Source organism: Nocardia sp. JW2 (assembly GCF_051843015.1).
Taxonomy (GTDB): Bacteria; Actinomycetota; Actinomycetes; order Mycobacteriales; family Mycobacteriaceae; genus Nocardia; species Nocardia coubleae.
The window spans coordinates 22,390-48,696 of sequence record NZ_JBPXLK010000001.1 but is presented as its reverse complement, the minus strand read 5'-3'; the positions used below and the strand labels follow the sequence as shown (position 1 = coordinate 48,696).

Annotated in this window: 27 protein-coding genes; 16 read left to right on the top strand and 11 right to left on the bottom strand. The window is 69.0% G+C overall.

Annotation, left to right across the window (positions count from 1 at the left end; translation table 11 throughout):
• Positions 1 to 22 precede the first annotated feature (22 nt).
• The 7 genes from ACSVDM_RS00175 to ACSVDM_RS00145 form a co-directional block, all read right to left on the bottom strand.
• Positions 23 to 1,048 (bottom strand): hypothetical protein, encoded by a 1,026-nt coding sequence (locus tag ACSVDM_RS00175; protein WP_439261825.1) that lies wholly within the window; start codon positions 1,046 to 1,048, stop codon positions 23 to 25.
• Positions 1,041 to 2,255 carry a sensor histidine kinase gene (locus ACSVDM_RS00170; protein ID WP_357145477.1) on the bottom strand — a complete coding sequence of 405 codons (1,215 nt, stop codon included), beginning with the start codon at positions 2,253 to 2,255 and terminating at the stop codon, positions 1,041 to 1,043. Before ACSVDM_RS00170 ends, ACSVDM_RS00175 begins: the two co-directional genes overlap by 8 nt.
• Complete coding sequence (locus ACSVDM_RS00165) at positions 2,252 to 2,944, bottom strand: DNA-binding response regulator (protein ID WP_439261822.1); 693 nt, start codon at positions 2,942 to 2,944, stop codon at positions 2,252 to 2,254. The genes ACSVDM_RS00170 and ACSVDM_RS00165 overlap by 4 nt, the downstream gene beginning before the upstream one ends.
• Positions 2,945 to 3,031: 87 nt before the next feature.
• Positions 3,032 to 3,484, bottom strand: a complete 453-nt coding sequence (locus ACSVDM_RS00160) for a flavodoxin family protein (protein WP_357145474.1) — start codon at positions 3,482 to 3,484, stop codon at positions 3,032 to 3,034.
• 3 nt (positions 3,485 to 3,487) lie between these two features.
• Positions 3,488 to 3,988, bottom strand: a complete 501-nt coding sequence (locus ACSVDM_RS00155) for a hypothetical protein (protein ID WP_439261820.1) — start codon at positions 3,986 to 3,988, stop codon at positions 3,488 to 3,490.
• Positions 3,985 to 4,731: a 4-hydroxy-tetrahydrodipicolinate reductase gene (dapB, locus tag ACSVDM_RS00150; RefSeq protein WP_067492687.1), complete on the bottom strand. Its 747-nt coding sequence runs from the start codon at positions 4,729 to 4,731 to the stop codon at positions 3,985 to 3,987. The genes ACSVDM_RS00155 and dapB overlap by 4 nt, the downstream gene beginning before the upstream one ends.
• 70 nt (positions 4,732 to 4,801) lie before the next feature.
• Positions 4,802 to 5,908 (bottom strand): zinc-binding dehydrogenase, encoded by a 1,107-nt coding sequence (locus ACSVDM_RS00145; RefSeq protein WP_439261818.1) that lies wholly within the window; start codon positions 5,906 to 5,908, stop codon positions 4,802 to 4,804.
• A 135-nt stretch (positions 5,909 to 6,043) separates the two neighbouring features.
• On the opposite strand from ACSVDM_RS00145, the gene ACSVDM_RS00140 reads away from it, so the two are divergent.
• Complete coding sequence (locus tag ACSVDM_RS00140) at positions 6,044 to 6,439, top strand: VOC family protein (protein ID WP_067492972.1); 396 nt, start codon at positions 6,044 to 6,046, stop codon at positions 6,437 to 6,439.
• Between the two features lie 49 nt (positions 6,440 to 6,488).
• On the opposite strand, the gene ACSVDM_RS00135 is transcribed toward ACSVDM_RS00140, so the two are convergent.
• The gene (locus ACSVDM_RS00135) at positions 6,489 to 7,688 is read right to left on the bottom strand and encodes an MFS transporter (RefSeq protein WP_439261816.1); all 1,200 of its coding nucleotides are present in this window, start codon (positions 7,686 to 7,688) and stop codon (positions 6,489 to 6,491) included.
• 92 nt (positions 7,689 to 7,780) lie between these two features.
• Here ACSVDM_RS00135 and ACSVDM_RS00130 point away from each other — a divergent pair, with 92 nt between their 5' ends.
• The gene (locus ACSVDM_RS00130) at positions 7,781 to 8,113 is read left to right on the top strand and encodes an ArsR/SmtB family transcription factor (protein WP_067492681.1); all 333 of its coding nucleotides are present in this window, start codon (positions 7,781 to 7,783) and stop codon (positions 8,111 to 8,113) included.
• A gap of 96 nt (positions 8,114 to 8,209) precedes the next feature.
• Here ACSVDM_RS00130 and ACSVDM_RS00125 read toward each other — a convergent pair whose 3' ends face one another.
• The gene (locus ACSVDM_RS00125) at positions 8,210 to 9,715 is read right to left on the bottom strand and encodes a tetratricopeptide repeat protein (RefSeq protein WP_439261814.1); all 1,506 of its coding nucleotides are present in this window, start codon (positions 9,713 to 9,715) and stop codon (positions 8,210 to 8,212) included.
• Positions 9,716 to 9,925: 210 nt separating this feature from the next.
• The gene (locus tag ACSVDM_RS00120; protein ID WP_439261812.1) at positions 9,926 to 10,696 is read right to left on the bottom strand and encodes a response regulator; all 771 of its coding nucleotides are present in this window, start codon (positions 10,694 to 10,696) and stop codon (positions 9,926 to 9,928) included.
• 104 nt (positions 10,697 to 10,800) lie between these two features.
• Here ACSVDM_RS00120 and ACSVDM_RS00115 point away from each other — a divergent pair, with 104 nt between their 5' ends.
• The 4 genes from ACSVDM_RS00115 (at position 10,801) to ACSVDM_RS00100 (ending at position 14,300) form a co-directional block, all read left to right on the top strand.
• The gene (locus ACSVDM_RS00115; protein WP_067636711.1) at positions 10,801 to 11,709 is read left to right on the top strand and encodes an ATP-binding cassette domain-containing protein; all 909 of its coding nucleotides are present in this window, start codon (positions 10,801 to 10,803) and stop codon (positions 11,707 to 11,709) included.
• Complete coding sequence (locus ACSVDM_RS00110) at positions 11,706 to 12,512, top strand: hypothetical protein (protein ID WP_439261809.1); 807 nt, start codon at positions 11,706 to 11,708, stop codon at positions 12,510 to 12,512. The genes ACSVDM_RS00115 and ACSVDM_RS00110 overlap by 4 nt, the downstream gene beginning before the upstream one ends.
• A gap of 1 nt (position 12,513) precedes the next feature.
• Positions 12,514 to 13,506 (top strand): LLM class F420-dependent oxidoreductase, encoded by a 993-nt coding sequence (locus ACSVDM_RS00105; RefSeq protein WP_439261807.1) that lies wholly within the window; start codon positions 12,514 to 12,516, stop codon positions 13,504 to 13,506.
• Positions 13,507 to 13,676: 170 nt separating this feature from the next.
• Positions 13,677 to 14,300 carry a PadR family transcriptional regulator gene (locus ACSVDM_RS00100; RefSeq protein WP_067492672.1) on the top strand — a complete coding sequence of 208 codons (624 nt, stop codon included), beginning with the start codon at positions 13,677 to 13,679 and terminating at the stop codon, positions 14,298 to 14,300.
• Here the strand turns inward: ACSVDM_RS00100 and fabD are convergent.
• Positions 14,219 to 15,193, bottom strand: a complete 975-nt coding sequence (fabD, locus tag ACSVDM_RS00095) for an ACP S-malonyltransferase (RefSeq protein WP_439261805.1) — start codon at positions 15,191 to 15,193, stop codon at positions 14,219 to 14,221. The two genes, ACSVDM_RS00100 and fabD, sit on opposite strands and share 82 nt — an antisense overlap.
• Before the next feature lie 491 nt (positions 15,194 to 15,684).
• Here fabD and ACSVDM_RS00090 point away from each other — a divergent pair, with 491 nt between their 5' ends.
• Genes ACSVDM_RS00090 through ACSVDM_RS00045 form a run of 10 tightly spaced genes read left to right on the top strand, consistent with a single transcriptional unit; the run spans position 15,685 to position 26,305 of the window.
• Positions 15,685 to 16,479, top strand: a complete 795-nt coding sequence (locus ACSVDM_RS00090; protein WP_439261804.1) for an SDR family NAD(P)-dependent oxidoreductase — start codon at positions 15,685 to 15,687, stop codon at positions 16,477 to 16,479.
• A gap of 53 nt (positions 16,480 to 16,532) precedes the next feature.
• Positions 16,533 to 16,931: an acyl carrier protein gene (locus tag ACSVDM_RS00085; protein WP_157104761.1), complete on the top strand. Its 399-nt coding sequence runs from the start codon at positions 16,533 to 16,535 to the stop codon at positions 16,929 to 16,931.
• Between the two features lie 3 nt (positions 16,932 to 16,934).
• Positions 16,935 to 17,381: a hypothetical protein gene (locus ACSVDM_RS00080; protein WP_439261801.1), complete on the top strand. Its 447-nt coding sequence runs from the start codon at positions 16,935 to 16,937 to the stop codon at positions 17,379 to 17,381.
• Positions 17,378 to 18,631: a beta-ketoacyl-[acyl-carrier-protein] synthase family protein gene (locus ACSVDM_RS00075; protein WP_439261799.1), complete on the top strand. Its 1,254-nt coding sequence runs from the start codon at positions 17,378 to 17,380 to the stop codon at positions 18,629 to 18,631. Before ACSVDM_RS00080 ends, ACSVDM_RS00075 begins: the two co-directional genes overlap by 4 nt.
• Complete coding sequence (locus ACSVDM_RS00070; RefSeq protein WP_439261797.1) at positions 18,628 to 19,101, top strand: 3-hydroxyacyl-ACP dehydratase FabZ family protein; 474 nt, start codon at positions 18,628 to 18,630, stop codon at positions 19,099 to 19,101. Before ACSVDM_RS00075 ends, ACSVDM_RS00070 begins: the two co-directional genes overlap by 4 nt.
• Positions 19,098 to 20,366: a beta-ketoacyl-[acyl-carrier-protein] synthase family protein gene (locus tag ACSVDM_RS00065; RefSeq protein ID WP_439261795.1), complete on the top strand. Its 1,269-nt coding sequence runs from the start codon at positions 19,098 to 19,100 to the stop codon at positions 20,364 to 20,366. Before ACSVDM_RS00070 ends, ACSVDM_RS00065 begins: the two co-directional genes overlap by 4 nt.
• A 31-nt stretch (positions 20,367 to 20,397) precedes the next feature.
• Complete coding sequence (locus ACSVDM_RS00060; RefSeq protein WP_439261794.1) at positions 20,398 to 22,725, top strand: beta-ketoacyl synthase N-terminal-like domain-containing protein; 2,328 nt, start codon at positions 20,398 to 20,400, stop codon at positions 22,723 to 22,725.
• 29 nt (positions 22,726 to 22,754) lie between these two features.
• Positions 22,755 to 23,846, top strand: coding sequence for a 3-oxoacyl-ACP synthase III family protein (locus tag ACSVDM_RS00055; protein WP_439261792.1), 1,092 nt, complete (start codon positions 22,755 to 22,757; stop codon positions 23,844 to 23,846).
• Positions 23,847 to 23,861: 15 nt separating this feature from the next.
• Complete coding sequence (locus tag ACSVDM_RS00050; protein WP_439261790.1) at positions 23,862 to 24,638, top strand: alpha/beta fold hydrolase; 777 nt, start codon at positions 23,862 to 23,864, stop codon at positions 24,636 to 24,638.
• Complete coding sequence (locus tag ACSVDM_RS00045) at positions 24,635 to 26,305, top strand: acetyl-CoA carboxylase carboxyltransferase subunit alpha (RefSeq protein ID WP_439261788.1); 1,671 nt, start codon at positions 24,635 to 24,637, stop codon at positions 26,303 to 26,305. The genes ACSVDM_RS00050 and ACSVDM_RS00045 overlap by 4 nt, the downstream gene beginning before the upstream one ends.
• Positions 26,306 to 26,307: the final 2 nt, after the last annotated feature.

The window sequence follows — 26,307 nt, the reverse complement described above, 5'->3', positions numbered from 1 at the left end:
ACAGGGGTACGACAGGTTCGGGTCAGGTGGAAACCCGCACGTCACCGGCGGTATCGATCTCGGTGCGCCGGTCACCGTCGGGTCCGGTGGCCAGCACCGTCGCCACCCAGCGCCTACCGATGGGCAGTACCCGCACGGTCACGGTGCCCGCCCGGGCCGCGTCGAGTGCCTCGACGGCGGCGTCGATCACATTGCGCCGCACCCATTCCGGGACACCACGGAAGCCACCGTCGTCGAGCAGTGTCACCTCCACGCCGCGCGCCCGCGCCCCTCGGGCGGCGGCGCTGAGGCGTTCGGTGACCAGTTCGGGGGCGCGCAACCCGTCGCGCAGTTCGGCTTCCAGCAGCCTGCACTGTTCGCGTTCGTCGTCGGTGAGTTCGCGGCCCTCGGCGATGCGGGTCAGGATGGGGCCCGCCACCTGGTCCAGCCGGACCAGCTGACGGTCCCGCTCGGCGGTCGCCGCGTGCAGGGCCGCCTCGGTGGCGGCGCGCAGATTCGCCTGCGATCCCAGCTCGCGCAGCGAGCGCTGAGTGGGCCGCACGATGGCCATGAACACCGTCACCGCGCCGACGGTCGCGATCGGGGTCAGCGCGCGCACCACGGTTTCCGCGTGCCAGTCGGTGAACACCCCGAGTGTCATGAGCACCGAGGCGGCCGCGGCCACGCCGAGCCAGGCCGCACCGACCCGCCCGCGCAGGACGAGCATGGCCAGCAGGTACGAAGTGGGATAGGCCGTCCACAGCTGATTGGAGAAGCCCGAGGGGTTCTGCACCCACGGCACGGTCAGCGCCATCGCCATCGGTCCGGCGGCCGCGACGAACACCGTGGGCGGCCAGGGCAGCGGATCCATCGGGAACACCAGCACCACCAGCGCGGCCGCCGCCATCAACAGCAGCGCGGCCGTGGCGGGCAGTAGTGGGGCGATGCCGAAGTTCACCCGCAGGTGCATCACGATGGTCGCTTCGAAGATGACGACGAACAGCCAGGCGGTTCCATCGCTGAGGCCGAACAGGTCGCGCATCCCGAAGGGCAGGTCGCGCTCAGCCATCGCTGGCCCACACCAGGGTGACCACGGTGCCCGCGCCGGGCGAGGACTCGACGAACGCCGCGCCGCCCGCGAGGGTGCGCATGCGGCCGAGGATGCTGCCGGTGATGCCCATCCGGTCGGCCGGGACGCGAGCCGGGTCGAAGCCGACACCGTCGTCGGTGAGCACCACCCGGATGCCGCCGGTCGCGATGGTCACCGACAAGCCACGCCGGACGGTGCGACCGGGTGTGCCCGCATGGCGCAAGCTGTTGCGCACTGCCTCCATGAGTGCCGCGCCGAGCACCCGCGCCGATTCCACCGGCAGCCGCAGGTCGGCACCGCGTGAGGAAACCTGAACGGGCAGTTCGGGATCCACTTCGCGCACCGCGTCGCGCAGGAACTCGACCGTGGCGGCGGCGTCGAAGTGGTCGATCTCGGGGGCGTTGCGCGACTGTTCGAGCTGTTCGAGGGTGCGCGCGGCCTGGCGGCGCAGCACCGGCGTCGACCCGGCACTGCGTGAGGCCTCCAGCAGGGTCGACAGCACCGCGTCGTGGATGAGAGCGGCGAAGCGGGCGCCTTCGCGTTCGCGGGCGGTGGTCGCCGCGACCGTCGCGGCGCGCACCCGCTGCCGGATGGCCTCCCGGTCGACTCGTTCGGCGGCGGCCCGCGCGTACACCACGCACCACAGGAACAGCGCGGCCACACCGAGCGCCCGGGTGATGTCCCCGACCAGCGTCCACATCGAACTGCCCGGGATCACCAGCACATTCGATATCGCGGCCACCGTCGCCAGCAGCGCGACGAAGACCGCAGCCACCCGCCGTGGCCATGCCAGACCGGCCGCCAGCGCACCGACGGCCAGCCCCCGGTAGGGCCAGGACGCGAACGAGCCGATGTAGGTCACCGAGTACAGCAGCGGTGTCACCGCCGCCGCCGCGAGATAGACCACCGCGGCGGCTCCGGCCGCACGCCGGATGGCGCGCACCGGACCGCGCGCCGACACGATCGCCAGCACCGCGAACAGCACATAGGCCGACACGAGGTGGATCTCGGGCCAGCGGGCGAGGTAGACCGGTTGCACCAGCACCGCGGGCAATTCGAGCATCATCACGATCAGCGCACCGATCCCGATGACCACTCCGAGCCTGCGCAGGATCTGATCGGTCGCCGCGTGTGACAGGTCGATCTCGGCGACAGGTGCGGGCGCGGCGGCGACCGCGGTGCTCACGTGCGCTGCTGCCTCTCCGGCACGGGCAGCCACCCGTCCTCGACGGCCCGTTTGTACAGGTCGGTCTTGGTGGGCGCGGGCCTGCCCGCGTCGGCGTATTTCTGCCGGATGCGGCCGAGGTAGTCGTTGACGGTCTGTTCCGACAGCCCCGTCAGGCGGGCCACGCGCGAGGCCTTCTCGCCCGAGGCGTAGAGCATGAGCACTTCCTCCTGGCGCGGGCTCAGACCCACGTCGGACAGTTGCGGGTCGCCGTCGATGGCGGCGGCCCAGTCGGTGGTGACCACCTGTTCGCCGGAGGCGGCGCGGCGCACGGCATCGACCACGGTGGCCGCGCCCTCGGACTTGCGCAGCACGCCGAGCACGCCCGCCTTGGCGGCCGAGCGGACGAGGAAGGCGTTGTCGGCGCCGGTGAACACCAGCACCTCGATGCCGCGCTCACGCAGCGCGGTGACGTTGTCCTCGGGGCTCGATCCGTCGGGCAGGCGCAGGTCGAGCACCACCAGGTCCAGGTCGTCGGCGTCGGCGAGCAAGCCCGCGACGGTCTCGGCGGTGGCGACCAGTTCCAGGTCGGGTTCGGGGCCGAGCATGGCGGCCAACCCGATCGCCACCGATTCGTGGTCCTCGACCAACCCGATCCGTCGCACCCTATGCACCTCGGTCACCGACCACTCCCCATCTCGAACACCCATCCGCGGCCAGCCCGCAACACGTCGGAGTCGAGTTCTACCGTATCGGGAGCCGTGATGTCAGCCACCAGAATTCGGGGCGACGCGCATTTACCCCATCAGACCTGCGGCGATGGTGGCACCGAGCTCCCAGCAGCGTTCCAGTTCGGCCTTGCCCGGCGGACCCGACACCACCACGGGCGCGGCCGCACGCGTCCACCCGAGCCCGGTGGTGATCCGCTCGACGCTCGCCTCGGCGCCCTCGGTGCCCTCGTTGCCGTGCAGGTACAGCCCGTAGGGCCGACCGCGGGTGGAGTCCAGGCACGGGTAGTAGATGGTGTCGAAGGCGTGTTTGAGGGCGCCGCTCATGTAGCCGAGGTTGGCCGGGGTGCCGAGCAGGTAGCCGTCGGCCTCCAGCACATCCACGGCGGTGACGGCCAGCGCGGCTCGGCGCACCACTTCCACGCCCTCGATCTCCGGGTCGGTGGCACCGGCCAGGACCGCTTCGAACATCGCCTGCGTGTGCGGCGAGGGGGTGTGGTGGACGATCAGCAACCGGGCCATGAGCTACTTTCCGTCGCGTTCCAGTTTCTCCAGTGCCACCGCGCGGCGCATGGTTTCGCGGGCGCGGGTGCGGTCACCGGCGTAGTCGTAGGCGCGAGCCAGGCGGTAGGAGCTGCGCCAGTTGTCCGGATCGGCCTCCCATTCGGCCTTGATCTCGGCGAACAGGGCATCGGCCGCGTCGCGTTCGATGCGGCCGGACGGGCGGCGCGGCAGCTGCGAGGTGTCGACCTCGCGGCCCTCCTCGTGGATGCGCCGGGCCAGGCGCTGATGATCGAGGGCCGCCTGCAAGGTGGTCCACACGATCCACACGCCGACGATCGGCAGCAAGAGCATGCCGATGCCGATGGCGATGCCCGCCGGCTTGCCGTCGGCGATGTAGGCGATGGCAAGGCCACCGAGGCGGACGAAGTAGAACACCAGCGCCAGCACCAGGAAGGCAACGAGCGCAACGGTTTTCACGACCTGACGGTTCGGCTCGGCCTGGGTCACCGGATCGGCGCTCACAAGTCGAGGAACGGGTCGAGCCCGACGGTCAGGCCCGGCCGTCCGGCGATCTCCCGAACCCCGAGCAGCACGCCGGGGGCGAAGGAGCTGCGGTCGATGGAGTCGTGACGGATGGTCAGCGTCTCGCCCTGGGTGCCGAAGAGCACTTCCTGGTGGGCGACGAGCCCGGCCAGGCGCACCGAGTGCACACGCACCCCGTCGACATCGGCGCCGCGCGCACCCTCGAGTTCGGCCGTCGTCGCGTCGGGACTGCGCCCGACCCCCGCCTCGTCGCGGGCGGCGGCGATGAGCGCGGCGGTGCGGTAGGCGGTGCCCGAGGGCGCGTCGGCCTTGTTCGGGTGGTGCAGTTCGATGACCTCGACCGACTCGAAGAACCGCGCCGCCTGCTCGGCGAACCGCATCGACAGCACCGCGCCGATGGCGAAGTTCGGCGCGATCAGCACCCCTACCTCGGGACGCTGCGCCAACCACCCGCGCACCTCGGCCAGCCGCGACTCGTCGAAGCCGGTGGTGCCGACCACGGCGTGGATGCCGTTCTCGATCAGGAACTTCAGGTTGCCCATCACCACATCGGGGTGGGTGAAGTCGACGACGACCTGGGTGCCGGTCTCGGTGAACGCCTCCAGCGCGTCACCCTTGTCGACCTGAGCCACCAGCTCCAGATCGGCCGCCGCCTCCGCCGCCGCGCAGATGGCCTGCCCGACCTTGCCGCGTGCTCCGAGCACTCCGACCCGAATGGTCACCGCATCTCCTCGTCGTCGTTTCCGCTTGTCCGCAAGCCTATCGAGCAGGCACCGGCCGGGGACGCCGAGGTCAACCGAAAACGATCACCTGCCGCAGCGCCGCGCCCGCGGCGAGTTCGTCCATGGCCTCGTTCACCGAGTCGAGTCCGATGCGCGCCGACACGAGTCGTTCCAGCGGCAGTTTCCCGGCCCGCCACATCCGCACGTACTCGGGGATGTCGCGGGCGGGCACGGCCGAGCCGAGATAGCTGCCGATGATGGTTCGGCCCTGGGCGACCAGTGCGAGCGGGGAGATCGTGGCGGTGGCATCGGGTGCGGGCAGCCCGACCGTCACGGTGACACCACCGGGAGCCGTCGCGGCGACGGCGGTTTCGAACGCACGCACGTTGCCCGCCGCCTCGATCACCACGTCGGCATTCACCCCCTTGTCGACGATCTCGGCGGGCGTGAAGGCGGCGGTGGCGCCGAATTCTCTTGCCAGCGCCAGCTTTTCGGGCACGGTGTCGACGGCGATCACCTCGCCCAGCCCGAGCGACACCGCGACCAGCACCGCCGCCATCCCGACACCACCGAGACCGACCACCATGATCCGGTCTCCCGCACCGGGTTTCGCGGCGTTGAGCAGCGCGCCGCCGCCGGTGAGTACCGCGCAGCCCAGGACCGCGGCCACCTCCGGTGGCACGTCGGCGTCGACCGGGACCACCGACCGCCGATCCACCACGGCGTGCGTGGCGAACCCGGAAACCCCCAGGTGATGGTGCACGTCCTCGCCGTCGCGGCGCAGCCGCCGCCCACCACCGAGCAGCTCACCCGCGTTGTTGGCCACACTGCCGGGCCCACAGGGTGTGCGGCCGTTGCTGGCACAGCCCGCGCAGTCGCCGCAGCGGGGCAGGAACGTCATCACCACGCGCTGCCCCACCGTCACATCCTCGACACCGGCGCCGATCGCTTCGACGATGCCCGCCGCCTCGTGGCCGAGCAGCATCGGCACGGGGCGCACCCGGTTGCCGTCGACCACCGACAGGTCCGAATGGCACAGCCCGGCGGCCTCGATCCGCACCAGCAACTCGCCGTCACCCGGCTCGGCCAACTCCAGTTCGCACACGGTGATCGGCCGCGACTGCGCGAACGGCGCCGGATCGGCGACACGTTCGAGAACGGCTCCACGAATCCTCATGGCGCGAACCTACCGCGCCATCGGCATTGCCGGACCCGGGATTCGGCGTTAATCTCGTTTCCGGTGACGGTGCTCCTGTCGGCCGCCTTGTACCGAGCCCAGGGTCGGCGCCGTCACGAACCAAGGAGAAATCCCCTGTCAGTACAGTTCAATCACACCATTGTCGGATGTCGGGACAATAGGGAAACCGCCGAATTCTGGGCGGACATCCTCGGGTTGGACATAGGAAAAGAGTGGGGTCCGTTCATTCCCATCCCGCTCGACAACGGTGTCACGTTCGATTTCGCGAAGGTGCCGCCGTTCGTTTCCGAGATCCAGCCGCAGCACTACGCGTTCCTGGTCTCCGAAGCCGAGTTCGACGCGGCCTATGCCAAGATCCAGCGCTACAAGCTGGACCATTGGGCCGATCCGCAGCAGCACGGCGTCAACGAGATCAATCACAACGACGGGGGCCGAGGCGTGTACTTCCTCGACCCCAACGGCCATTTCCTGGAACTGATCACCGTGCCCTACGGCGGTTGGCCCACATAAATGCCCGACCCCGTCCGGCCGCTTCACACCGGCCGGACGGGGTTCGTCCTCAAACCCTCGCTCGGCTACCGCGCAAACCGAGCAGTGCGGCCAGCACACAGGCCACGGCGACGATCGCGATGAACCACGGGAATACCGTCGCGATTCCCCAGGTGGTCGCCGCCCAGCCCGCCGCGAGAGTCGGCAAAGCCATTGCCGAATAGGCGAGCAGGTAATAGGCCGACATCGTTTCTCCGCGCCGATGCGGCGGCACCACATCCGAGAGATGGCGCAGCGAACCACCGAAGCCGAGCCCGAACGTCGCGCCGAGCACCAGCCCCGCGATCAGCACGGCAGCCGGTTGCCTGGTGGCCAGCGCCGGAATCGTGGCAAGCAACGCGGCGGCCATCCCGAGGTCACCGATGATCGCGGCCTTGCGCGCCGGAATGCGGGTGGCGAACAGTTGCGCGAGCGCACCGGCCAGGGCGGTCGAGGCCACCACCGCCCCACCGAACACCAGGTTGTGCACGCCGGTTTTCGCGGCAGCCAGCGACGGATACAGCGACAGCAGTACACCGAGCACCGACCAGGCGGCCATCACACCGATCGCGGAGAACCAGAAATCCGCCCTGATCTCCTGGGGCACAGCGGGTTTGGCGATCGTGATGCGACCCTTCACGCGCGCGACGTGCGGTTCGCGCAACGCGAGGATCCCGGCCGCGGCGGCCAGGCAGATCACCGCGATCACCACGTACGGCGTGCGCAGCGGCGACGGCGCGTACTGGGCGAGCACAGCGGTACCGAGCACCGCGATCGCGATGCCCACATTGAACGCCACCCCGCTGAGCTGACCGGACCGCGCGCCCCGCTCGGGTCGCAGATCCAGCAGCGCGGCGGCACCCGCCACCACGGTTGCCCCGACCGCCGCGCCGTGCAGGGCCCGCGCCAGCAGCAGCATCGGCACCGAGTCGGCGAGCAGGAAGGCCAGCAGCCCGAGGATCATGGTGGCGAACGCGCCGACGATCACCGGCTTGCGCCCGACCACGTCGGACACGCGACCCGACACCAGCACCGCGCCGAGCGCGGCCACGGCGTACACGGCGAAGACCATCGTCGTGGTGAACGGCGACAGGTGCCATTCGGTTTCGTAGATTCCGTACAGCGGGGCGGGCGCCCCGGAGACACCGAGTGCCACGCCGGTGGCGGCGAGGACCAGCCCGTAGGCCCACCGCTGACCGGTTTCGGTCGGCACCATCGTTGTCGCTGCCATCGCAGCCCCCATCAGGTGAGTTTGATAACCATCGAACGAACCCGACCCTACGCCGGGTATGATGACTATCAAACCCGGGAGTGAGGTAGATCATGACTCAGGCTAAAGATCTCCCCGCGGCGCCCACCCTGCCCGTGGCGGAGCTGCCCGCCGTACTCGGCGCGCTGCACGATCCCGTGCGCCTGGAAATGGTGCGCCGCCTGAGCAACGCGGGCGGCCCGCTGCGCTGCTCGGCGCTCTACGACGCGATCAACAAGTCCACCGCGACGCACCACTTCAAGATCCTGCGCGAAGCGGGTCTCATCGAGCGCCTCACCCTCGACGGCCAGACTTATCAGCGCCTGCGCACCGAAGACGTCGAATCGGCGGTCCCTGGATTGCTCCCCGCGGTCGTCGCCGCCGCCAACAGCGCTGCCGACGACTGACGAGCGGCGACCCTGCCCTCGCGGCCTACGGTCGCCAGGCACCGGAACCGATAGTTCCTAGCGCGACCACGTGGCCCTGCGGACCGGTTGCCGCTGTCATCGGGTCGGGGCCACGGCCGGTACCCCCGTGGCGGTCGGTGGTTCGACCAGCGTCGGAACCCGCAGGGTCGGGATCGTCGGGAACTCGCGCGGTGAGATCGTCGGTGGTGCGGGCACATTCATGAACTCACGGCCGCGCATCTCACCGTCGACGATCTCGCCGCCACCCCACCACACGGCCGCACCCGCCCCGGCCAACAGGGCGCACACGATCGCCGCGATCACGGGCAGCCTGCGGTATCCCGCCCGATCGCGCCAGATCCCGATTCCGGCTTCCAGGACGAGGGTGAACAACACCGCACCGACCACGGCGAGAAACGCACCGAATACAGCAGGCTGACGCGCGAATCCGCGTGCGAGTCCGGCGACGACGACCAGCGGCACCACGCAGATGCCCAGCACCATGATCTGCATGGCCGCGAAGTCGAAGCCGTCTTCCGGATCGGGGTCGTCGCGGCCCGGCCGCAACCACGCCGTGTACAGCAGCAGATGCGCGAGCGCGGCCCCGAGCGCGCCGAGCACCAGCAGCCAGCTCCCGATCCGGATGAACGCCACGTACTCCGAGCGCATCGCCACCGCGCCGAGTACGACACCGAACGCCGAACCGACCACCACGAGCAGCGCGAACACCACGCGCGGGCGCAATACGCGAGCCCGCAGATACCCGTCGGGCAGTTGCTTGCGCAGCTTGTGGAACACACCGAACCAGGCGAGCGGAATCGCCGCCAGCAGCACCGGCGACACGATTCGGAGCAGTACCGTCGGCGCCCACATCGCCACGGCCGCATAGCAACCCGCGAAGAACCACACCCACGCGGCGAGTCGCATCAGCGCTCGCCAGTGCACTTCGGCGAGCAATCGTTTGGCTTTGCTGTCGGTCGGCGACTGCGCGAGGACACCGCGCAGCGTCGCCACCGCCGACTGCCTGCCGCCTTCGACGCCGCCGAACTCCAGCTGCGCCTGCATGCGGAGCAGGTCTGTGTGTGTCGGGTCGAGCTGGAGTCCCGCGCCGACATGGCGCCGGATCCCGTCGAAGTCGCCGAGACGCTGGTAGATCTCGGCGGCGGAGCAGTGCACCCCGGCGTCGTCGGGCGCGAGTGCGACGGCCTTGCCGACGAGCACGGCGGCCCGGTCGTTGTCGCCGGCCGGCCCGAAGGCGATCATCCACGCCGCGAGCAACAGCGACGCGGGTTCGTGGGGCAACAACCGCAGAACGGTCTCGCTGTGCTCGCGCGCCCGCCCCCACTCCCCCAGCATCGCCGCGCACATGGCGGCCAGCATCTGCGCTTCGGGCAGTTCCGGGTCGGCACCGATGGCGCGACCCGCCCACCGCAACGCCTCTTGTGGATCGTCGAGCGCGAAGGCCGTGTTGCCCAGCGCCACAAGCAATTCCGGGTCGTCCGGCGCCTGCGCCAGCACAGCCCCCAGAATCCCCCGAGCCTCCTCGGCCCGCCCGATCTCCAAAGCCACCCGCGCCCGCTCGAGCGCCGCCTGCACCGGCACGGCTCTTCCCCTCCCCTGGATTCCTCCGGCGCACACTACCGCCGTCGCGGTATCCAAGACGACCTGCCTGCCGATCAAAGCTCAGGTCAGGACGCCGAGAACACCCGACGCTTTCGCAGTACGGGTGTTCCGGGAGGCCCGAAAGCACACAACCAGGCGAGCAGCGGCAACGAGGACGCCTCGTCGGGGACAAGCCGCACAACACCGGGATTACAACGGACTGACCAACCGAGTCTCGTAGGCGTAGATCGCCGCCTGTGTCCGGTCGCGCAATTGCAGTTTGTCCAAGATCCGGCCGACATGGGTTTTCACCGTCTGCTCGGAAATCACCATCTCCCCGGCGATCTCGGCATTCGACAACCCCCGCGCGATGAGTACCAGCACCTCGGTCTCCCGCGCGGTGAGCCCCGCCGCCTTCTCCGCCGACCGCACCGACTGCCCCTGCCTGGCGAACTCGGACAGCAGGCGCCTGGTGACCGAGGGGGCGAGCAGTGCCTCACCGGTAGCGACCACGCGCACCGCCTCACCGAGCGAACGGGCCGAGGACTCCTTCAGCAGGAACCCCGAGGCGCCCGCGCGCAGCGCCGAGTACACGTAGGCGTCGAGGTCGAAGGTGGTCAGCACGATCACTTTGGCCGGCCCGGCGGCGGTGATACGGCGGGTGGCCTCGATTCCGTCGCACACCGGCATCCGCACATCCATCAGCACCACATCGGGCGCCAGCCGCTCGGTCTCGCGCACCGCCTGCTCACCGTCGGCGACCTGGCCGACGACGTCGATATCCGGCTGGGAGTCCAGCAGCACGCTCAATCCCTCACGCACCAGCTCCTGGTCGTCGGCGATCAGCACCCGGATGCTCGCCTTCGTCGCATCATTCGCCTCATAGTGACTGTCCGACAACGGTATTCGCCCCTCTGTGCGGACGGCGCGGTAGGCGCCGAACCGATCCGAACCACCCTGCGACATCAGCGTAATCGCCACCGCGCGAACGCACCGGGCAGCGCCGCATCCCTCTCGAGGACTACCCGCGCAGTTGGCTCCCGGGATGGATGTGGCCGAAATGCCTGCTCAATAGGCTCGAAAGCATGATCCAAGCACGTAACTTGACCAAGTTCTACGGCAGGACTCGCGCCATCGACAACCTGAGCTTCACCGTCGAACCAGGTCGGGTCACGGGGTTCCTCGGCCCGAACGGTTCGGGCAAGTCGACCGCGATGCGCTGCATACTCGGACTCGACACCCCAACCTCCGGTACGGCGACGGTGCTCGGCCAGGACTATCGCGACCTACGATTCCCGCTGCACACCGTCGGCGCCCTGCTCGATGCGAGCGATGTGCTCGGATCACGCACCGCCGCTTATCATCTGGCCTTCCTCGCGGCGAGCAACGGCATCCCACGCACGCGGGTCGACGAGGTACTCGAGCGAGTCGGGCTCGCCGACGTGGCCGGGATGCGGGTGAAAGGTTTCTCGCTCGGCATGCGCCAGCGCCTCGGCGTGGCCGCCGCCCTGCTCGGCGACCCCGCCGTACTGATCCTCGACGAACCCGTCAACGGTTTGGACACCGAGGGCATCCGCTGGATCCGCCAGACCCTGCGGGCCATGGCCGACGAGGGCCGCACGGTGCTGCTGTCGAGCCACATGATGAGCGAGACCGAGCTGGTCGCCGATCACCTGCTGGTGATCAGCCGGGGCAAGATCGTCGCCGACGAGCCGACCGCCGACTTCGTCGCCAATGCCGAACCACGGGTGCGGGTGCGCGGGGACGAGCTGACCCGGCTGGCCGCCGTGCTCGGCGACCGCATCGAGATCCGGGGCGACACCGGCACCGTGCGCGGGGTGACCGCACGCGAGATCTGGCGCCTCGCGGCCACCCACGACATCGCCCTCGACGAGCTCACGCCGGTCACAGCGACGGTCGAAGAGGTCTTCACCCGGCTGGTCTCCGGTCGGCACACCTTCCAGGACAGCGAAACACTGCAGGAGTCGGCATGAGTACCACCATCGTGACCAGCACCACCGCCACCCCGAACCGCTCGGCGCCGCCCTGGGAGGTGATGCGGTACCAGGTGATCTCGGAGTTGATCAAGATCCGGTCGTCGAGGGCGCTGCTCCTGCTGCCCATCCTGGCACTGCTGATCGGCCCGGTGTCGGCGGCACTGGTCGGCCTGTCCGACAGCCTCGAGACCACCGACACCGTCATCGGCGGCGCCTTCACCGCCATGACCCTGCCCATCGCACTCATCGGCGCCTGGGGTGCGTTGGTCACCTCCACCGAGTACACCTCGGGGACCATCCGCTCGGTCCTGGCGGCGACACCGCAACGCGATGTCGTGTTCGGGGTGAAGATGCTCACCGCCACCGCGGTGAGCACGACCCTGGGCATCGCGGCCACCACGCTCACCTACCTGGTCGGCATCTTCGCTATCGACAGCTCGAAATACGCCGCGGGTGACGCGTTTCCGGGCTTGCTCGGCATCGTCTGTGTCTTTCCGGCGGTGGCCCTGTTCGGTGCGGCGCTCGGCATCCTGATGCGCAGCTCGGCTGGGGCGGTGGCCGCGGCGGCCGCGCACGTGGTGCTGCCCGAGGCGGCGTCGGCGACGGCGTTCGGCGAGCTGCACAAGCTGGCGACCCTGCAGGCACCCAGTGCCGTGGTCGGCAAGCTCTCCCAAAGTGCCGATGCCTCAGCCGAACTCATCGGCGCGCTCGGCGGCTGGCCCCGGCTGGCGATCGTGATAACCGTGACACTCGGGGTGTCGGCCCTCGCCCGCCGCGCCCTGCTCCGAAGGGATGTCTGACATGTCCGCACCCGCCGGCCGGGGCATTGTCCGCCTCGGTTTCCAGATGCCCGACTTCAATTTCGGCGCTCCGGTCGACGAACTGTTCCCCGCCATCGTCGCGCAGGCGCAGGCGGCGGAGAAGGCCGGATTCGACACCCTGTTCCTGACCGACCACTTCTATCAGCGCTTCGGCCCGCCGAACGGCCCCACGCTCGAGGCCTACACCACGCTCGGCGCGATCGCCGCCGTCACCGAGACCATCCGACTCTCCACCATGGTCACCGGCAACACCTACCGCAATCCGGCGCTGCTCGCCAAGATCGTCACCACCCTCGACGTGATCAGCCGGGGCCGGGCGATGCTCGGTATCGGCGCGGGCTGGTTCGAGCTCGAACACCTCGCCTACGGTTACGAATTCGGCACCTTCACCGACCGGTTCACCAAGCTGGACGAGGCACTGCAGATCATCGCACCGATGTTCCGCGGACAACGCCCGAGCTTCGAGGGCACCTGGTATCGCGTCGCGAACGTCATCAACGAACCACGCATGCGCGACGACGTGCCGATCATGCTCGGCGGTGCGGGCGAGAAGAAGACCTTCGCCCTGGCGGCGCGGCACGCCGACCATCTCAGCATCGGCTGCGAGACCGACGAGCTGCCGCGCAAGATGGCCGCCCTCGACCAGCGCTGCGCCGAGGCCGGGCGCGACCGGTCGACCCTCGACGTCAGCTACCTCGCCTTCGTCGTGATGGACGAAAACGCCGACCGCGCCGAACAGCTCATCGACGACATGTTCGCCGCGCGCGTGGGCGAACGGGCGAAGGTCGAGCGGGTGCGTGCCTCGATGGCGGGCAAGTTGTTCGTCGGAACGCCGAAGCAGGTCGCCGAGCAGATCTCCGACCGCGTCCTCGTCCACGGCGTCGACGGCCTCATCATCAATATGGTCGCCAACGGCCACCATCCCGGCGTTCTCGAGATGGCAGGCGAGGCACTGAAACCGCTGGTCGCCTGAGCCTTCGTCCGCCGTGTGACGCTGTCGTCGCACGGCGGACGACTGCGAGCAGCCTTTGACAGCCCATAGTCCGAAACGTATAGTGCGGATCGCGATATCCGGCTCCAATAATGAAACATTCCTGTTTCTCACCCAGGATGTTGTCACCCGATACCAGAGGAGTGAGCTGCTTGGCCGACCGGAAGCTCAGCCCGACGTCCTATCTGGTCCTCAGCTTGGTCGCCCGCACCGGACCCTGCACGCCGTTCGACATCAAGAAGCAGGTCGATCGCTCGATCGGATTCTTCTGGTCGTTCCCCCATTCCCAGATCTACGCAGAACCGGAACGCCTCGTCGAAGAGGGGCTGCTGTCCGGCTATCAGGAGACCACCGGTCGCCGCCGCCGGATCTACACCATCACCGACGCGGGCCGAGCCGAACTCGAGGACTGGCTCACCACCGGACAGGACAAGCGCACGCACGAACTGCGCGACAGCGGATTGCTCAAGCTGTACTTCGGCAGCCTGTCCTCCCCCGACGACGTGGTCGAGGTCGCCGCCGGGGAGAAGCAGGCGCATCAGAAACGACTCGATCGCTATCTGGCCGCCCATGATTCGCTCTCCGGCGATCCGGCCAGCGATTCCCACGAGCTGCTCGTGCTCGAGTTCGGCATCCGCTACGAAGCCCTGTCCGTCGAGTTCTGGGGCGAGATCGAACAGCGCAGGGCGGCGGTTCAGCCCACCGCTTCGACCGGGAACACACCGCCCACCTCGTCGGCCACCGCGCGGATGCGCCGCCGGTCCCCCGCGGAATAGCTCGCCACCTCGGGGTACGCGCGTTTGCACAATCCCGTGAGCACCCGTCCCGGGCCGACCTCGACGAACGCCTCGACACCGAATTCCCGCACAGCGCGCAGACTCTGACTCCAGCGCACCGATCCGGCGAGCTGTGCCCGTAGCCCCGCACGCGCCTGCTCCCCCGTACGCACCCGCGCCGCAGTGACATTCGCGACGAGCGGGATCACCGGATCGGCGAACCGAACGCCTGCGAGATCGGCCGCGAACTCCGCCTCGACCGGGGCCATCATCGAGCTGTGGAAGGGCGCGCCGACCGCGAGCCGCTTCACCTTCGCCCCCTCGACGCCGAGTCGTGTTGCCCTGGTGGTGAACTCGGTCACACCAGCCTCGCTGCCCGACACCACGGTCTGGTCCTCGGCGTTGTAGTTCGCGACCTCGACGACAGTCCCGGTCTGCTCGCGTACTTCGGCGCAGAGGCGCTCGACCGTGTCACTCGACAGCCCGAGCGCGGCCGCCATCGCACCGGGATTCGATTCGTTGACCCGTGCCATGAGTTCGCCACGCCGCCGGACCAGGCGCAACGCGTCGGTCCACTCGAGTACGCCCGCCGCGACCAGGGCGGTGTACTCGCCGAGGCTGTGGCCGGCGACGACCGCCGGTGCGGGAACGAGTTCGGCCAGCACCCGGTAGGCGGCCAGGCTGGCGACGAAGATCGCGGGCTGGGTGATGTCGGTGCGTGCGAGCCGGTCCTCCGGCCCGTTCCAGCACAGCTGCGACAGCTCGAAGCCGAGCACCTCGTCGGCGGTCCGGAACAGCGGTGCGACCAGGTCGGGGTAGGTCTGGGCGAGGTCGTGCCCCATCCCGACTCGTTGCGAACCCTGGCCGGGAAACAGGAAAGCGGTGGATGTCATGCGTTTCTTCCCCTGAATATAGAACGGGTATCATCCTGGACAGGTGTCAAAAACAATCTGCCGGTACGGATACACGGAATTCCGCTCGACGACGAGCGTCGTTGCTCGATTCTGCTCGCGAGCGGTCCGGAGTTCAAGACTTGCGTGTTTGGTATACCGCGAAGCATATCTCGGCCAAATCTCCGACCGGTCGGTTTTCGCAGTCGACTCACGCCATGATGAATTCAACGTTAACGCCACATCTATTCCGTTCTTCCCGCGCGAAGATCAGCCAATCGCGGCCCATGGAATTACTAGCTAGCGCACTGCAACAGTACGTGCTAAGAGCCCTTCCACGAAGTAATAGCCAATAGCTATTATGGCGCAAATCACATCTATGCCGGTTGCACCTGGGGTTTAACTGCCGGATCATCGGTTTCGGAAAGTGTGGATGAGATCGTCCGAACCGGACCATCGCACGCTTTTCATGCTGACCCCTGGGGAGGTACTTGATGTCAGCAATTCACACCGGCCGGGTCGCACTGGTGACCGGCGGATCAGGTGGAATAGGGCGGGCGGTTTGTCATCGCCTCGCTGCGGAAGGCGCCATTGTCGCCGTGAACTACTTTCGCGGGGAGCAGGCCGCCAAGGAAGTGGTCACCGAAATCGAGAACAACGGCGGAAAGGCCGTTGCCCTTCAGGGAGATATCTCCTCCTACAGCGCTGCCGAGTCGGTTGTCGAGCAGGTGCTGGAATACGCCGGGAAACTCGATATCCTCGTCAACAATTCGGGTATCACGCGCAACGAATTGATCATGAAAATGTCGGAGACCGATTGGCTCGAGGTCATGCGGGTCAACTTCGGCGGCGTGTTCAACGGCACGCGGGCAGCCTGCGGCGCGCTCGCCCAGAGCGACGGCGCGGCCATCGTCAACATCTCCTCGGTGATGGGCGAACGCGCCTGGTTCGGTGCGTCCAGCTACGCGGCGTCCAAGGCGGCGATCAACTCCTTCACCCGGGCATCGGCGCTCGAGTTCGCCCGCTTCGGCATCCGGGTCAACGCGGTGCTGCCCGGCTTCGTGGAGACCGAGATGATCGCCGACGTTCTCAGTGGTGACGGTGGCGACTCCGTCATCGGGCAAGTACCCATTTCGGGTGCGACCACCGTCGACGAGGTGGCCGACCTGGTCTCCTACCTCGCCGCGCCCGGCAACCGGCATCTGTCCGGCGCGCTCGTCCCGGTCGACGGCATGGTCGCCGGGACGCTACTGACCGGCAAACCGCTCAAGAAGACCGCGCGCCGCTAGCCGGCATTCCCGCTCCACCCCGATCCGACCACTTCCAGATGGAGGAAACCAGCATGTCCGAAATCAGCGTTATCGATACCGTCCGCGAAATCGTCGCCGAGGCAGTCGCTTTGGACATCGACGAGGTCGAAGCCGATGCCACCCTGTTCGGTGAGGTCGGCGCCGAGTCGATCGATCTGCTCGACATTCTTTTCCGAATCGAACGCCGCCTCGGCGTCAAGATCACGACCACCCAGCTGAGCGAGCGAATCCAGGGCGGCATCCCGGACGAGCAATTCGGCACCGACGACGGAATGGTCTCCGACCTCGGCCTCGAGCAGTTGCACAAGGTGATGCCCCAGATCGACCCGGCCGAACTCAGCGGCAAGCTCGGCGCCGAGGACGTGATGGGTCTGTTCACCGTGCGCAATCTCGCGGACATGGTGTCCAAACACACCGTCGCGGCGAGTTGACCCGTGCGGTTCCATCTCGTCGACCGCATCGACACCATCGAACCCTGGGCGCGGGTCGAGGCGGTCAAGCGGACGAGTTCGAGTGAGAGTTACTGGTCGACAACGGCTTTCGGCTCGTTGATGCCGCTGTCGATCCAGCTGGAAGTGCTCGCCCAGAGTCTGGCCTGGCTGATCTATCTCAGCACCGAGCGGCGGCAGCGGGCGGTGCTGCTGTCGGTCGGCGCCATGACGACCCGATCCGCCATCGTGCCCGGCGACGACGTCGTCGCCTCGGTCGAAATCCTGTCCAAGGGCGACACCATCGTGGCCGGGGGCCGGCTCCTGGTCGGCGAGAGCGTCGTCTTCGAGGTCGACGACCTCATGTGCGGCCTGGTGGACGCCGACATGCTCGAGGACGCGGCGTCGGTGCGGATGCGCGAAGAACTACTGCGAAGCGGGGTCCGATCATGAACAACGAGGTCGTCATCACCGGTATCGGGGCCGTCACTCCCGTGGGAAACACCGCACCGGACACGTGGTCGGCGCTGGCCGCCGGGCGCAGCGGAGTGGGCCGGATCGAAACGTTCGATCCCAGCACCTTCGAAGTCCGGATCGCCGGGATGGTGCGTGGATTCAGCCCCGCGCCCGAGCTCTTGACCACCCAGCGCTGGGATCTGCTCAGTCGGTCCGGCGGTTTCGGTGTCGTCGCCGCGGCACAGGCGCTGGCCCAGGCGGGCAATATCGGCTCGCACGACGAGGCCGCCCGTGGCGTTTTCGTCGGCGGCCACGTCGGCAGGCCCGAGCCGCAGGAGTTCGCCGAGATCGGGCTCACCCGGCGCACCAGCGACGGCGCGGTGATCCATCGCCGCAGCACCGACAGCACGTGGCGCTGTGATCAGGGTGTCGACCTGATGGCCATCGCCGAGGTGGGCCGGTGCCGTGGGCCGATCAGCGGAATCAGCACCGCGTGCACGTCGGCGACCCATGCCGTGGGTGAGGCGATGCGCCGGATCCAGGCGGGCGAGATCACCATGGCCGTCGCCGGCGGCCAGGACTCGCTCACCACCTGGCTCGACGTCGCCGGATTCTCGCTGCTCGGTGCGCTCACCACCCGCTACAACGACAATCCGACCAAGGCCTCGAAACCGTTCGACGCCGAACGCGACGGTTTCGTGCTCGGTGAGGGTTCGGTACTGCTCGTGCTGGAGGAGCGGCGCATCGCCGAGGCGCGCGGCGCCCGGATCCTGGCGCGGCTCACCGGTTACGCCTCGACGATGAACGCGTACCGGATCACCGATTCCCCGCCCGACGGTGGCGGGTCGATCACCGCCATGGCCGACGCGCTGGCCGACGCGGGGGTGGCGGGCACCGAGGTCGATTGTGTGTACGCGCACGGGACGAGCACACCGGGCAACGACGTCTCCGAAACCGCCGCCATCAAACAGGTTTTCGGTAGGCACGCCTACGAATTGCTCGTCACCTCGCCGAAGTCGATGACCGGGCACCTCACCGCCGGAGCGGGCGCGCTCAATGTGCTCGCGGCGCTCGGGGGAATCACCGAGGGGCTGGTCTCGCCGACCATCAACTACACGCACCCGGACCCCAAACTCGACCTGGACTATGTCCCGAACCAGGCCAGAAAGGCCGATGTCTCGGTGGCGCTGATCAATTCGTTCGCATTCGGCGGCACGAACGCCTCACTCGTGGTGCAGGCGCCATGAGTACCCCAGCGGTGACCGTGCCGAGCACGGATGTCGGCGCCGGGTCGCCGGTGCCGCCCGACGCCCTGGCCGTGGCCGGCGGCCTGCGCCTGGACCGCGTTCTCGAGTTGCGACCCGGTGCGCGTGCCAGTGCCCTCGCGAACGTGCCCAACACCCTGCCCGTGTTCGACACCCATTTCCAGCGGTTCCCGGTACTGCCCGGGGTGCTCATGCTGCACGGCATGGCGAACCTGGCCGACCTGTTGCTCGCCCGCGACGGCGGCCGGTGGCGGCTCACCGGCGCGCGGCGGGTGCAGTTCCGCCACTATGTGCGCCCCGGCGACCAGCTGCACGTGGCGGTCGACATCCGCGAACTCGACGGCACGGTGGCGCGCCTCACCGGGCGCATCACCCGGGCCGGCGCGGTGGTCGTCCTCGCGCGGGAGCTCACCATGACCCGTGACGCGGGTCCAGAGAGGGAAGTCTCATGAATCGCGTTGTCATCAGCGGCATCGGTGTGGTGTCGCCCCTGGGTACCGGATTCACCCAGACCTGGAAGGAACTGGTGGCCGGGCGCAGCGCGGTGCGCCCGATCACCGCCTACGACCCCGCCTCGCTGCGCACCCGGTTCGGCGCCGAGATCACCGACTTCGACGCGAAACCCTTTGTGCGTAACCGCAAGTCACTGCGGCTGATGACCCGCGCCAACCAGCTGGCGCACGCCGCGGTCCGGCTGGCCACCGAGGAGGCGCGCATCGACCCGGCCACCTCGGGCAACGACTCGGTCGGTGTCTTCCTCGCCAGCGAGAACCAGATCTCCGATCCCCTGCACATTCTCGACGCGACCGTCGAGGCGTGCGGGCCCGACGGCCGGATCGACCCGAGCCGGTTGGGGCACGAGGCGGCCCGGATGTACCCGCTGTTCTTCGTCGAAGGGCTGCCCTCGGCCGAATTGTTCTTCCTCTCCGAGGAATTCGGCTTCGCCGGACCGAGCGCCTTTCTCTCCGGGGCGGGTGACGCGGGCATCAGCGCGATCGGCAATGCCTACCGGGCCATCGCACGCGGGGAGACCACGGTCGCCGTCGCGGGTGGTTTCGACGACGGCGTCTCCTGGTGGTGCATGTCGAAACTGGACCGGCTCGACCTGCTCACCGACCGCAACGAGGCGGGTGCGGTGCGCCCGTACGACCGCGACGCCACCGGAACCGTCCTCGGCGAAGGCGCGTGCATGCTCGTGTTGGAGGACTACGACACCGCAGTGGCCCGCGGGATCGAACCGTACGCGGAGGTCGTCGGTTTCGGCGGTGGTTCCGATCCGGTGACGCCCGGCGAGATCTGGGGCGACGGCACCGGTCTGCGCAACGCCATGGCCTCGGCCATGCGCGAGGCGGGTGTCGCGGGCACCGATATCGGCTATGTGGCCGCCGACGGCGCGGCGGTGATCCGGGCCGATCTGGCCGAGGCGCGGGCATTACGGGCCGCGCTCGGTGCCGGGGCCGACACCGTCGCGGCGAGCAGCGTGCAGCCTGCCCTCGGCCAATTGCTCTCCGCCGCAGGTCCTTTGAATGTGGCGCTGGCGGCGATGGCGCTGCGCGAGGCCACCGTGACGCCGACCTTGAATCTGTCCGCCGCGGCGCCGCGGTGCGACCTGGACTGGGTGCCCGGTTCGGCACGCGAACTGCGCGCGGACTACAGCCTCGCGTTGGGCCGGGGACTGTCGGGCCAGGCCGCGGCGCTGGCTCTGCGGCGCCTGTAGAGCCCGCTGGAACCATGAACAGGAGTGCACGGTGAAGACGAGAGAAACCCAGCACATGTCCCTGCGAACGGTGGTGGTCGTCGCTGTCGGCGCCGTCACCTCGCAGGGCGATACGGCCAAGGCGCTGTGGGACGGCGTGCGCGCCGGTCATGTCGCGATCGACCCGGTCGAACACCTGCCCATGTCGGACTACAACACCCGGATCGGCGGTGAGGTCCGCTCCCCCGTCGCACCCTCACCGATCGCCGACGAAGTAGGCGGATTCCGGGACCGCGCTTTCGATTTCGCGTTCGCCGCCGCCACCGAGGCGATGGAGGCGGCGGGCGCCCTGGTCGCCGAGGTGGCGCCGCACGACCGGGCCATCGTGCTCGGCACCTGCAACGCGGGTCTGCTCAGCACCCTCGAGTGGCTCGGTGACGACGGTGTCGGCGCCGGCACCCCCGAACTCGCCATGTTCGGTCCGCCGCAGGCCATCGCCGAATCGCTGGCGGCGCACTTCCAGTGCGCCGGTCCGGTGTTCTCGGTGAACACCGCCTGCGCCGCGGGGGCGAACGCGATCGGCTACGCCGCCGATCTGATCGCGCTCGGGCGGGCCGACATGGTGCTGGCCGGCGGTACCGACGCCCTGTCCGACGTGGCCTACGCGGGATTCAACTCGCTCGGTTCGCTGTCGCCGACACCGGCGGCGCCGTACCAGGACAAGCGAACCGGGCTCTCGCTCGGTGAGGGTAGCGGCATGCTCGTCCTGACCAGCGCCGAGCTGGCGGCCGCGGCCGCGGTGGAGCCGCTGTGCGTGATCCGCGGCTACGGGCTGTCCGCCGACGGCTACCACCCGACTGCCCCACGCCCCGACGGCACCGGCGCCGCGCGGGCCATCCGTTCGGCGATCGAATGGGCCGGGTTGCGCGACAGCGACATCGGCTACGTCAACAGCCACGGCACCGGCACCCCACGCAACGACAGCGCCGAGGCCAAGGCCACCCGGCTCGCGCTCGGCGACGCCGCCGATTCCGTGCCGGTGAGCAGTTCCAAGTCGATGATCGGGCACCTGCTCGGCGCGGCGGGTGCGGTCGAGGCGATCATCACCGTCGGCGCGTTGCGCAACGGCGTGCTGCCGCCGACCGCGAATCTCGTTCGGGCCGACCCGGAATGCGTGCTCGACCACATCCCGGTGACCCCGCGGGTCAGCCAGATCGACCACGCGATCTCGAACAACTTCGCCTTCGCGGGTGCGAACGCGAGCGTGGTGTTCTCCGAACGCGCCGCCGAGCCGACCCGCGTCGAGCGTTCGCGCGTGGTGGTGACGGGGACGGGCGCCGTAGGCGCCGCCGGCCTCGATGTGCGGGCGGCCTTGCGCGCGGTCACCGAAGGCCGTGACTGCACCCAGGTCGACGACGGTGTGCGGCTGGGTCTCATCGACACCGATCCCAGCGACCATCTGACCAGGCGGGAGGCCAGGCGGATGGACCGGCTCGGCCTGCTGTCGACCTTCGCGGCGAGCCGGGCACTGGCCGAGGCCGGTGCCGACCTGATCGCCGACGACCCCGACCGGGTCGGCGTGGTCTTCGGCACCGGGCTCGGTCCGATGGAGGCGATGGAACAGTTCGTGCGTCCGCTGCGCGCGGAGGGGGTGGCGGCGGCGAACCCGGCCGTGTTCCCCAACACCGTGTACAACGCGGCCGCGGGCAGTGTCGCCACGCTGCTCGGGGCGCTCGGGCCCACCTCGACGGTGACCTCCGGGCACGCGGCGGGCGCGAACGCGCTCTGCTATGGCTACGACATGGTCTCGCTCGGCCGCGCGACCGCGATCCTGGCCACCGCCGCCGACACCCTCACCCCGCTCGTGGTGCGTGGCTACCGCAGGCTCGGCCTGCCCATGGGCCCGCACGACACGTTCGCCCTCGCCGAGGGCGGCGCCGCGGTGATGCTCGAGCGGTACGACAACGCCGTTCGCCGGGGCGCCACCGTGTACGCCGAGGTACTCGGGCATGCCACCGCATCGGACGCGCGCGGTGTGGGGCGCACCGATCCGACCGGCGCCGCCGTCGAACGCGCCATGCGCGCCGCACTCGACGCCGCAGGTCTGGCGCCGGGTGATATCGCCGAGGTGTGGACCAACGAGGTCGGGCTGCCCGCCTTCGACGAGCCCGAGAACCAGGCCCTGCACCGGCTTTTCGGCGACAACGCCCCGCAGCGCATCGCCGCCAAACGCGCGCTCGGCGAACAACTCGGCACAGGCGGACTGCTCGCCGCCGCACTGGCCGCCTGTGTCCGGCCCGATCGAGGCGTGGCCCTGGTGAACAGCTCGTCACTGGGCGGTACCCACATCAGCATCGTGCTCGCGCCGCTGACCGACTGAGCATCCGAACACAAAGGACGGCAAGCGTTATGGCAACACCGGAATTCACGGCCCAGGTCGTCGGCACGGGCAGCTACCTGCACGGCGACCCGATCGACAACAAGCAGATCGAAGCACTGCTCGGTCCCGTACCCGAGGACATTCTCGAGGGCATCCAGGTCAAGGAGCGCCACTGGATGATCGACCCCGACACCGGCGAACACCTGGTGACCAACTCCCAGATGGCCGCGGGCGCCGCCACCGCGGCGCTCGAGCAGGCCGGCATCGAGGCGGGTGAGGTGGACCTGATCGTCATGTCGACGGCCAGCCCCGAATACCTGCTGCCGCCCGCGGTGACGTTCGTGCAGGAGCACCTCGGGATCGCCGAGTGCACCACCATCGAAGTGCGGTCCGGCTGTGCGGGTTTCGTCGAAGCCGCCGACGTGGCACGCGGCTACCTCGAGCGCGGCACCCACCGCACCGCCGTGGTGATCGGCAGCGAGGCCATCTCGCCCCTGCTCGTCCCGATGTATCGCGGCATCGACCCGGAGCGGATCCGCATGCGGGATCGGCTGGTGGCCTACACCTTCGGCGACGGTGCGGGTGCACTCGTGCTGCGCGCCGAACCGGCCGACCCGCAGACCCGGGCCGGGGTGCTCGGTTCCTCGATCGTCACGATGGGCGGCACCAAGAAGCCGGGCATGCAGGTGATCGGCGGGTCGACGCACGCACCGCTACACAAGCAGGTGCTGGCCAAGCGCCTGATGGAGCTGAAGGTCGACGTCGTGGAGTCGGGAAAGTTCATCCCGCACATGATCACCCGCTCGCTGCGCGAGATGCTCGAGATCAGCGGGGTGAAGGCCGAGGACATCGCCCTGTGGGTCGTCCCCGAGGGCAACGCCGGCTACATGACCAGTGAGCTGGAGGCGGCCGGTCTGCTCACCGACGAGTGGCTGGCCCTGCGCGACAAGATCTACGAGAACATCGAACGGGTCGGCGCCACCGGTTCGGCCGCTGTTCCCCTCGCCCTGGACGAGGCAGCGCGCGCGGGCCGGTTGCGGACGGGCGACAACGTCTTGCTGCTGGCCATCGAGACGAGCAAGTGGAAGTACGCCGGGATGACCCTGGTCTGGGCGGGCTGAGGGATGCGCCCTGCCGTGGGCCCGATCGAGACGGGCCGGTTTCGCACGAGTGCGGCGACGCTCGAATACGCCCACGTCAGTGGTGACATCAGGCCGTCGCTGTGCATGCTGCACGGGTTGGGCGCGCGGTGGCAGACCTTCCGGCCGCTCGTCCGCTCGCTCGGCCCCGGTTGGGACGTCTACGCACCGGATCTGCGCGGGCACGGCCGATCCGACTGGGTGGCAGGCCATTACGCGCTGGCCGACTTCGCCGCCGATGTCGAACAGTTCGTCTCCGAGCGCATCGGCGCGCCGGTGGTGCTGTTCGGGCATTCGATGGGCGGCTGGATCGCCGCCCTGGTCGCCGCCGCCCGCCCCGATCTGGTGCGCGCGGTGGTGATCGTCGACTCGGCGCTGTACCGGCTCAACGATTCCCAGCGCGCGGCGATGCTCGGTTACGCGGTCCCCAACCAGGCGATGCGTTCGATCGCGGTGTCGCTGCGCATGGCCGATCCGGAACTGAATCAACGCTGGGTGGAAGGTCGCAACCAGCGCGAACAAGACCCCGACGAGCTGATGTCGCGACTGCGGTGTCCGGTGTTGCTCGTCCAGGGCGACGAGCGCACCGGCGCGCTCATGACCGACGAACACGTGCGGCGCGCGCTCGGGCTGCTCGCCGACGGCTCGCACGTGTTCGTGCCCGGTACCGGCCATGCCGTGCACGCGGAAGCGCCCGGCCCCGTCGCCGACGCGCTGCGGGCGTTCCTGGCCGAACAGATCGACAAGTCAGAGCCGAACGGAGAGTTCCGATGACCGAAGTGATCGACACCATCGGCAGGCAGGGCACCGACCAGGACACCACCTGGACCAAATGCCCGTCCTGCGCCGAATACCAGTACAAACCCCAGCTGGAACGCAACCTGCGGGTCTGCACCCGCTGCGGCCACCATCTGCGCATCGGCGCGCACCGGCGGCTGGCCCTGCTGCTCGACGAGAACTCCTGGGCCCCGGGCAGTTACGACGACATCGAAACCCGCGACGTGCTCGATTTCCGGGACCACAAGTCCTACCGGCAACGGCTCGCCCACGCCCGCGCCAAGACCGGCGAATACGACGCCGCCGTGTTCGGTATCGGCACTCTCGACGGCAGGCGGCTGGTCGTCGCGGCGATGGAATTCGGGTTCATGGGCGGTTCGATGGGTTCGGCCGTCGGCGAGGTCATCACCCGCGCCGCCGAACTCGCACTCGCCCAACGGCTTCCGCTACTGCTGTGCTGCGCATCGGGTGGCGCGCGGATGCAGGAGGGCAGCCTGTCGCTGATGCAGATGGCCAAGACGAGCCAGGCGATCGGCCGTCTGCACGAGGCCGGACTGCTCGTGGTGTGCCTGCTCACCGACCCCACCTTCGGCGGTGTCACCGCCTCGTTCGCCATGCTCGGCGATGTGCTCGTCGCCGAGCCCGGCGCGCTGATCGGGTTCGCCGGGCCGGGCGTGATCAGCCAGACCATCGGCGAGGACCTGCCGCCCGGCTTCCAGACGGCCGAATTCCTGCTGGCACACGGGCTGATCGACGCGGTGGTACCGCGCGCACAGCTGCGCGCGTATCTGGCGAAAGTCCTCACCGCGCACGCACCCGACACTCCGCTTGGCCCGCTGCTCCCACCGGTCACCGTCACCGACCCCGCGCAGGTGTCCCCGCGCCCGGCGGCGACGGTGGTGAAGGTCGCGCGGGATCAGGCCCGCCCGACCACGCTGAGTTTCGCGGCGGTCGCCTTCGACACCTTCGTCGAATTGCGCGGTGATCGCATGTTCGCCGACAGCTCGGCCCTCGTCGGCGGGCTCGCCACCCTCGGTGGCCGCGCGGTCATGCTGATCGGCCACGAAAAGGGCAGCGACACCAGGGAATCCATCGCCAGGAACTTCGGCATGCCCGAGCCCGAGGGATATCGCAAGGCACTGCGGCTGATGCGTCACGCGGCGAAATTCGGGATGCCGATCGTCACCCTGATCGATACGCCGGGCGCCTATCCCGGCGTCGGTGCGGAGGAACGCGGGCAGGCGGGCGCCATCGCGCGCGCCATCATGGAATCGAGCAGGCTCCCGGTGCCGATCGTCACCGTGGTGACCGGCGAGGGCGGCAGCGGTGGCGCGCTGGCGCTCGGCGTCGCCGACACCGTGCTGATGTTCGAGAACTCCTACTACTCCGTCATCAGCCCGGAGGGGTGCGCCGCGATCCTGTGGGGCAACCGCGCGGCGGCCAACACGGCCGCCGAAGCGCTGAAACTCACCGCGGCGGACCTGCTGTCGCTCGGCGTGGTCGACGGGGTCATCCCCGAGGACGCCGAGGGCGGACCCGACATCGTGCGGATGGCGGGCGATCTGCGCGCGGCCCTGTCGAACGCGCTCACCGCGCTGTCCACCGTGCCCGGCCCCGACCTGATCGAGGCCAGGTACCGCAAGTTCCGGAAGTTCGGCTCGTGACA

Bases quoted from the DNA above. Each gene is read 5' to 3' on its own strand.
- ACSVDM_RS00175 (WP_439261825.1), bottom strand. From the start codon at position 1,048: ATGGCTGAGCGCGACCTGCCCTTCGGGATGCGCGACCTGTTCGGCCTC.
- ACSVDM_RS00165 (WP_439261822.1), bottom strand. From the start codon at position 2,944: ATGGGTGTTCGAGATGGGGAGTGGTCGGTGACCGAGGTGCATAGGGTG.
- ACSVDM_RS00160 (WP_357145474.1), bottom strand. From the start codon at position 3,484: ATGGCCCGGTTGCTGATCGTCCACCACACCCCCTCGCCGCACACGCAG.
- ACSVDM_RS00145 (WP_439261818.1), bottom strand. From the start codon at position 5,908: ATGAGGATTCGTGGAGCCGTTCTCGAACGTGTCGCCGATCCGGCGCCG.
- ACSVDM_RS00135 (WP_439261816.1), bottom strand. From the start codon at position 7,688: ATGGCAGCGACAACGATGGTGCCGACCGAAACCGGTCAGCGGTGGGCC.
- ACSVDM_RS00130 (WP_067492681.1), top strand. From the start codon at position 7,781: ATGACTCAGGCTAAAGATCTCCCCGCGGCGCCCACCCTGCCCGTGGCG.
- ACSVDM_RS00115 (WP_067636711.1), top strand. From the start codon at position 10,801: ATGATCCAAGCACGTAACTTGACCAAGTTCTACGGCAGGACTCGCGCC.
- ACSVDM_RS00110 (WP_439261809.1), top strand. From the start codon at position 11,706: ATGAGTACCACCATCGTGACCAGCACCACCGCCACCCCGAACCGCTCG.
- ACSVDM_RS00105 (WP_439261807.1), top strand. From the start codon at position 12,514: ATGTCCGCACCCGCCGGCCGGGGCATTGTCCGCCTCGGTTTCCAGATG.
- fabD (WP_439261805.1), bottom strand. From the start codon at position 15,193: ATGACATCCACCGCTTTCCTGTTTCCCGGCCAGGGTTCGCAACGAGTC.
- ACSVDM_RS00090 (WP_439261804.1), top strand. From the start codon at position 15,685: ATGTCAGCAATTCACACCGGCCGGGTCGCACTGGTGACCGGCGGATCA.
- ACSVDM_RS00085 (WP_157104761.1), top strand. From the start codon at position 16,533: ATGTCCGAAATCAGCGTTATCGATACCGTCCGCGAAATCGTCGCCGAG.
- ACSVDM_RS00075 (WP_439261799.1), top strand. From the start codon at position 17,378: ATGAACAACGAGGTCGTCATCACCGGTATCGGGGCCGTCACTCCCGTG.
- ACSVDM_RS00070 (WP_439261797.1), top strand. From the start codon at position 18,628: ATGAGTACCCCAGCGGTGACCGTGCCGAGCACGGATGTCGGCGCCGGG.
- ACSVDM_RS00065 (WP_439261795.1), top strand. From the start codon at position 19,098: ATGAATCGCGTTGTCATCAGCGGCATCGGTGTGGTGTCGCCCCTGGGT.
- ACSVDM_RS00055 (WP_439261792.1), top strand. From the start codon at position 22,755: ATGGCAACACCGGAATTCACGGCCCAGGTCGTCGGCACGGGCAGCTAC.
- ACSVDM_RS00045 (WP_439261788.1), top strand. From the start codon at position 24,635: ATGACCGAAGTGATCGACACCATCGGCAGGCAGGGCACCGACCAGGAC.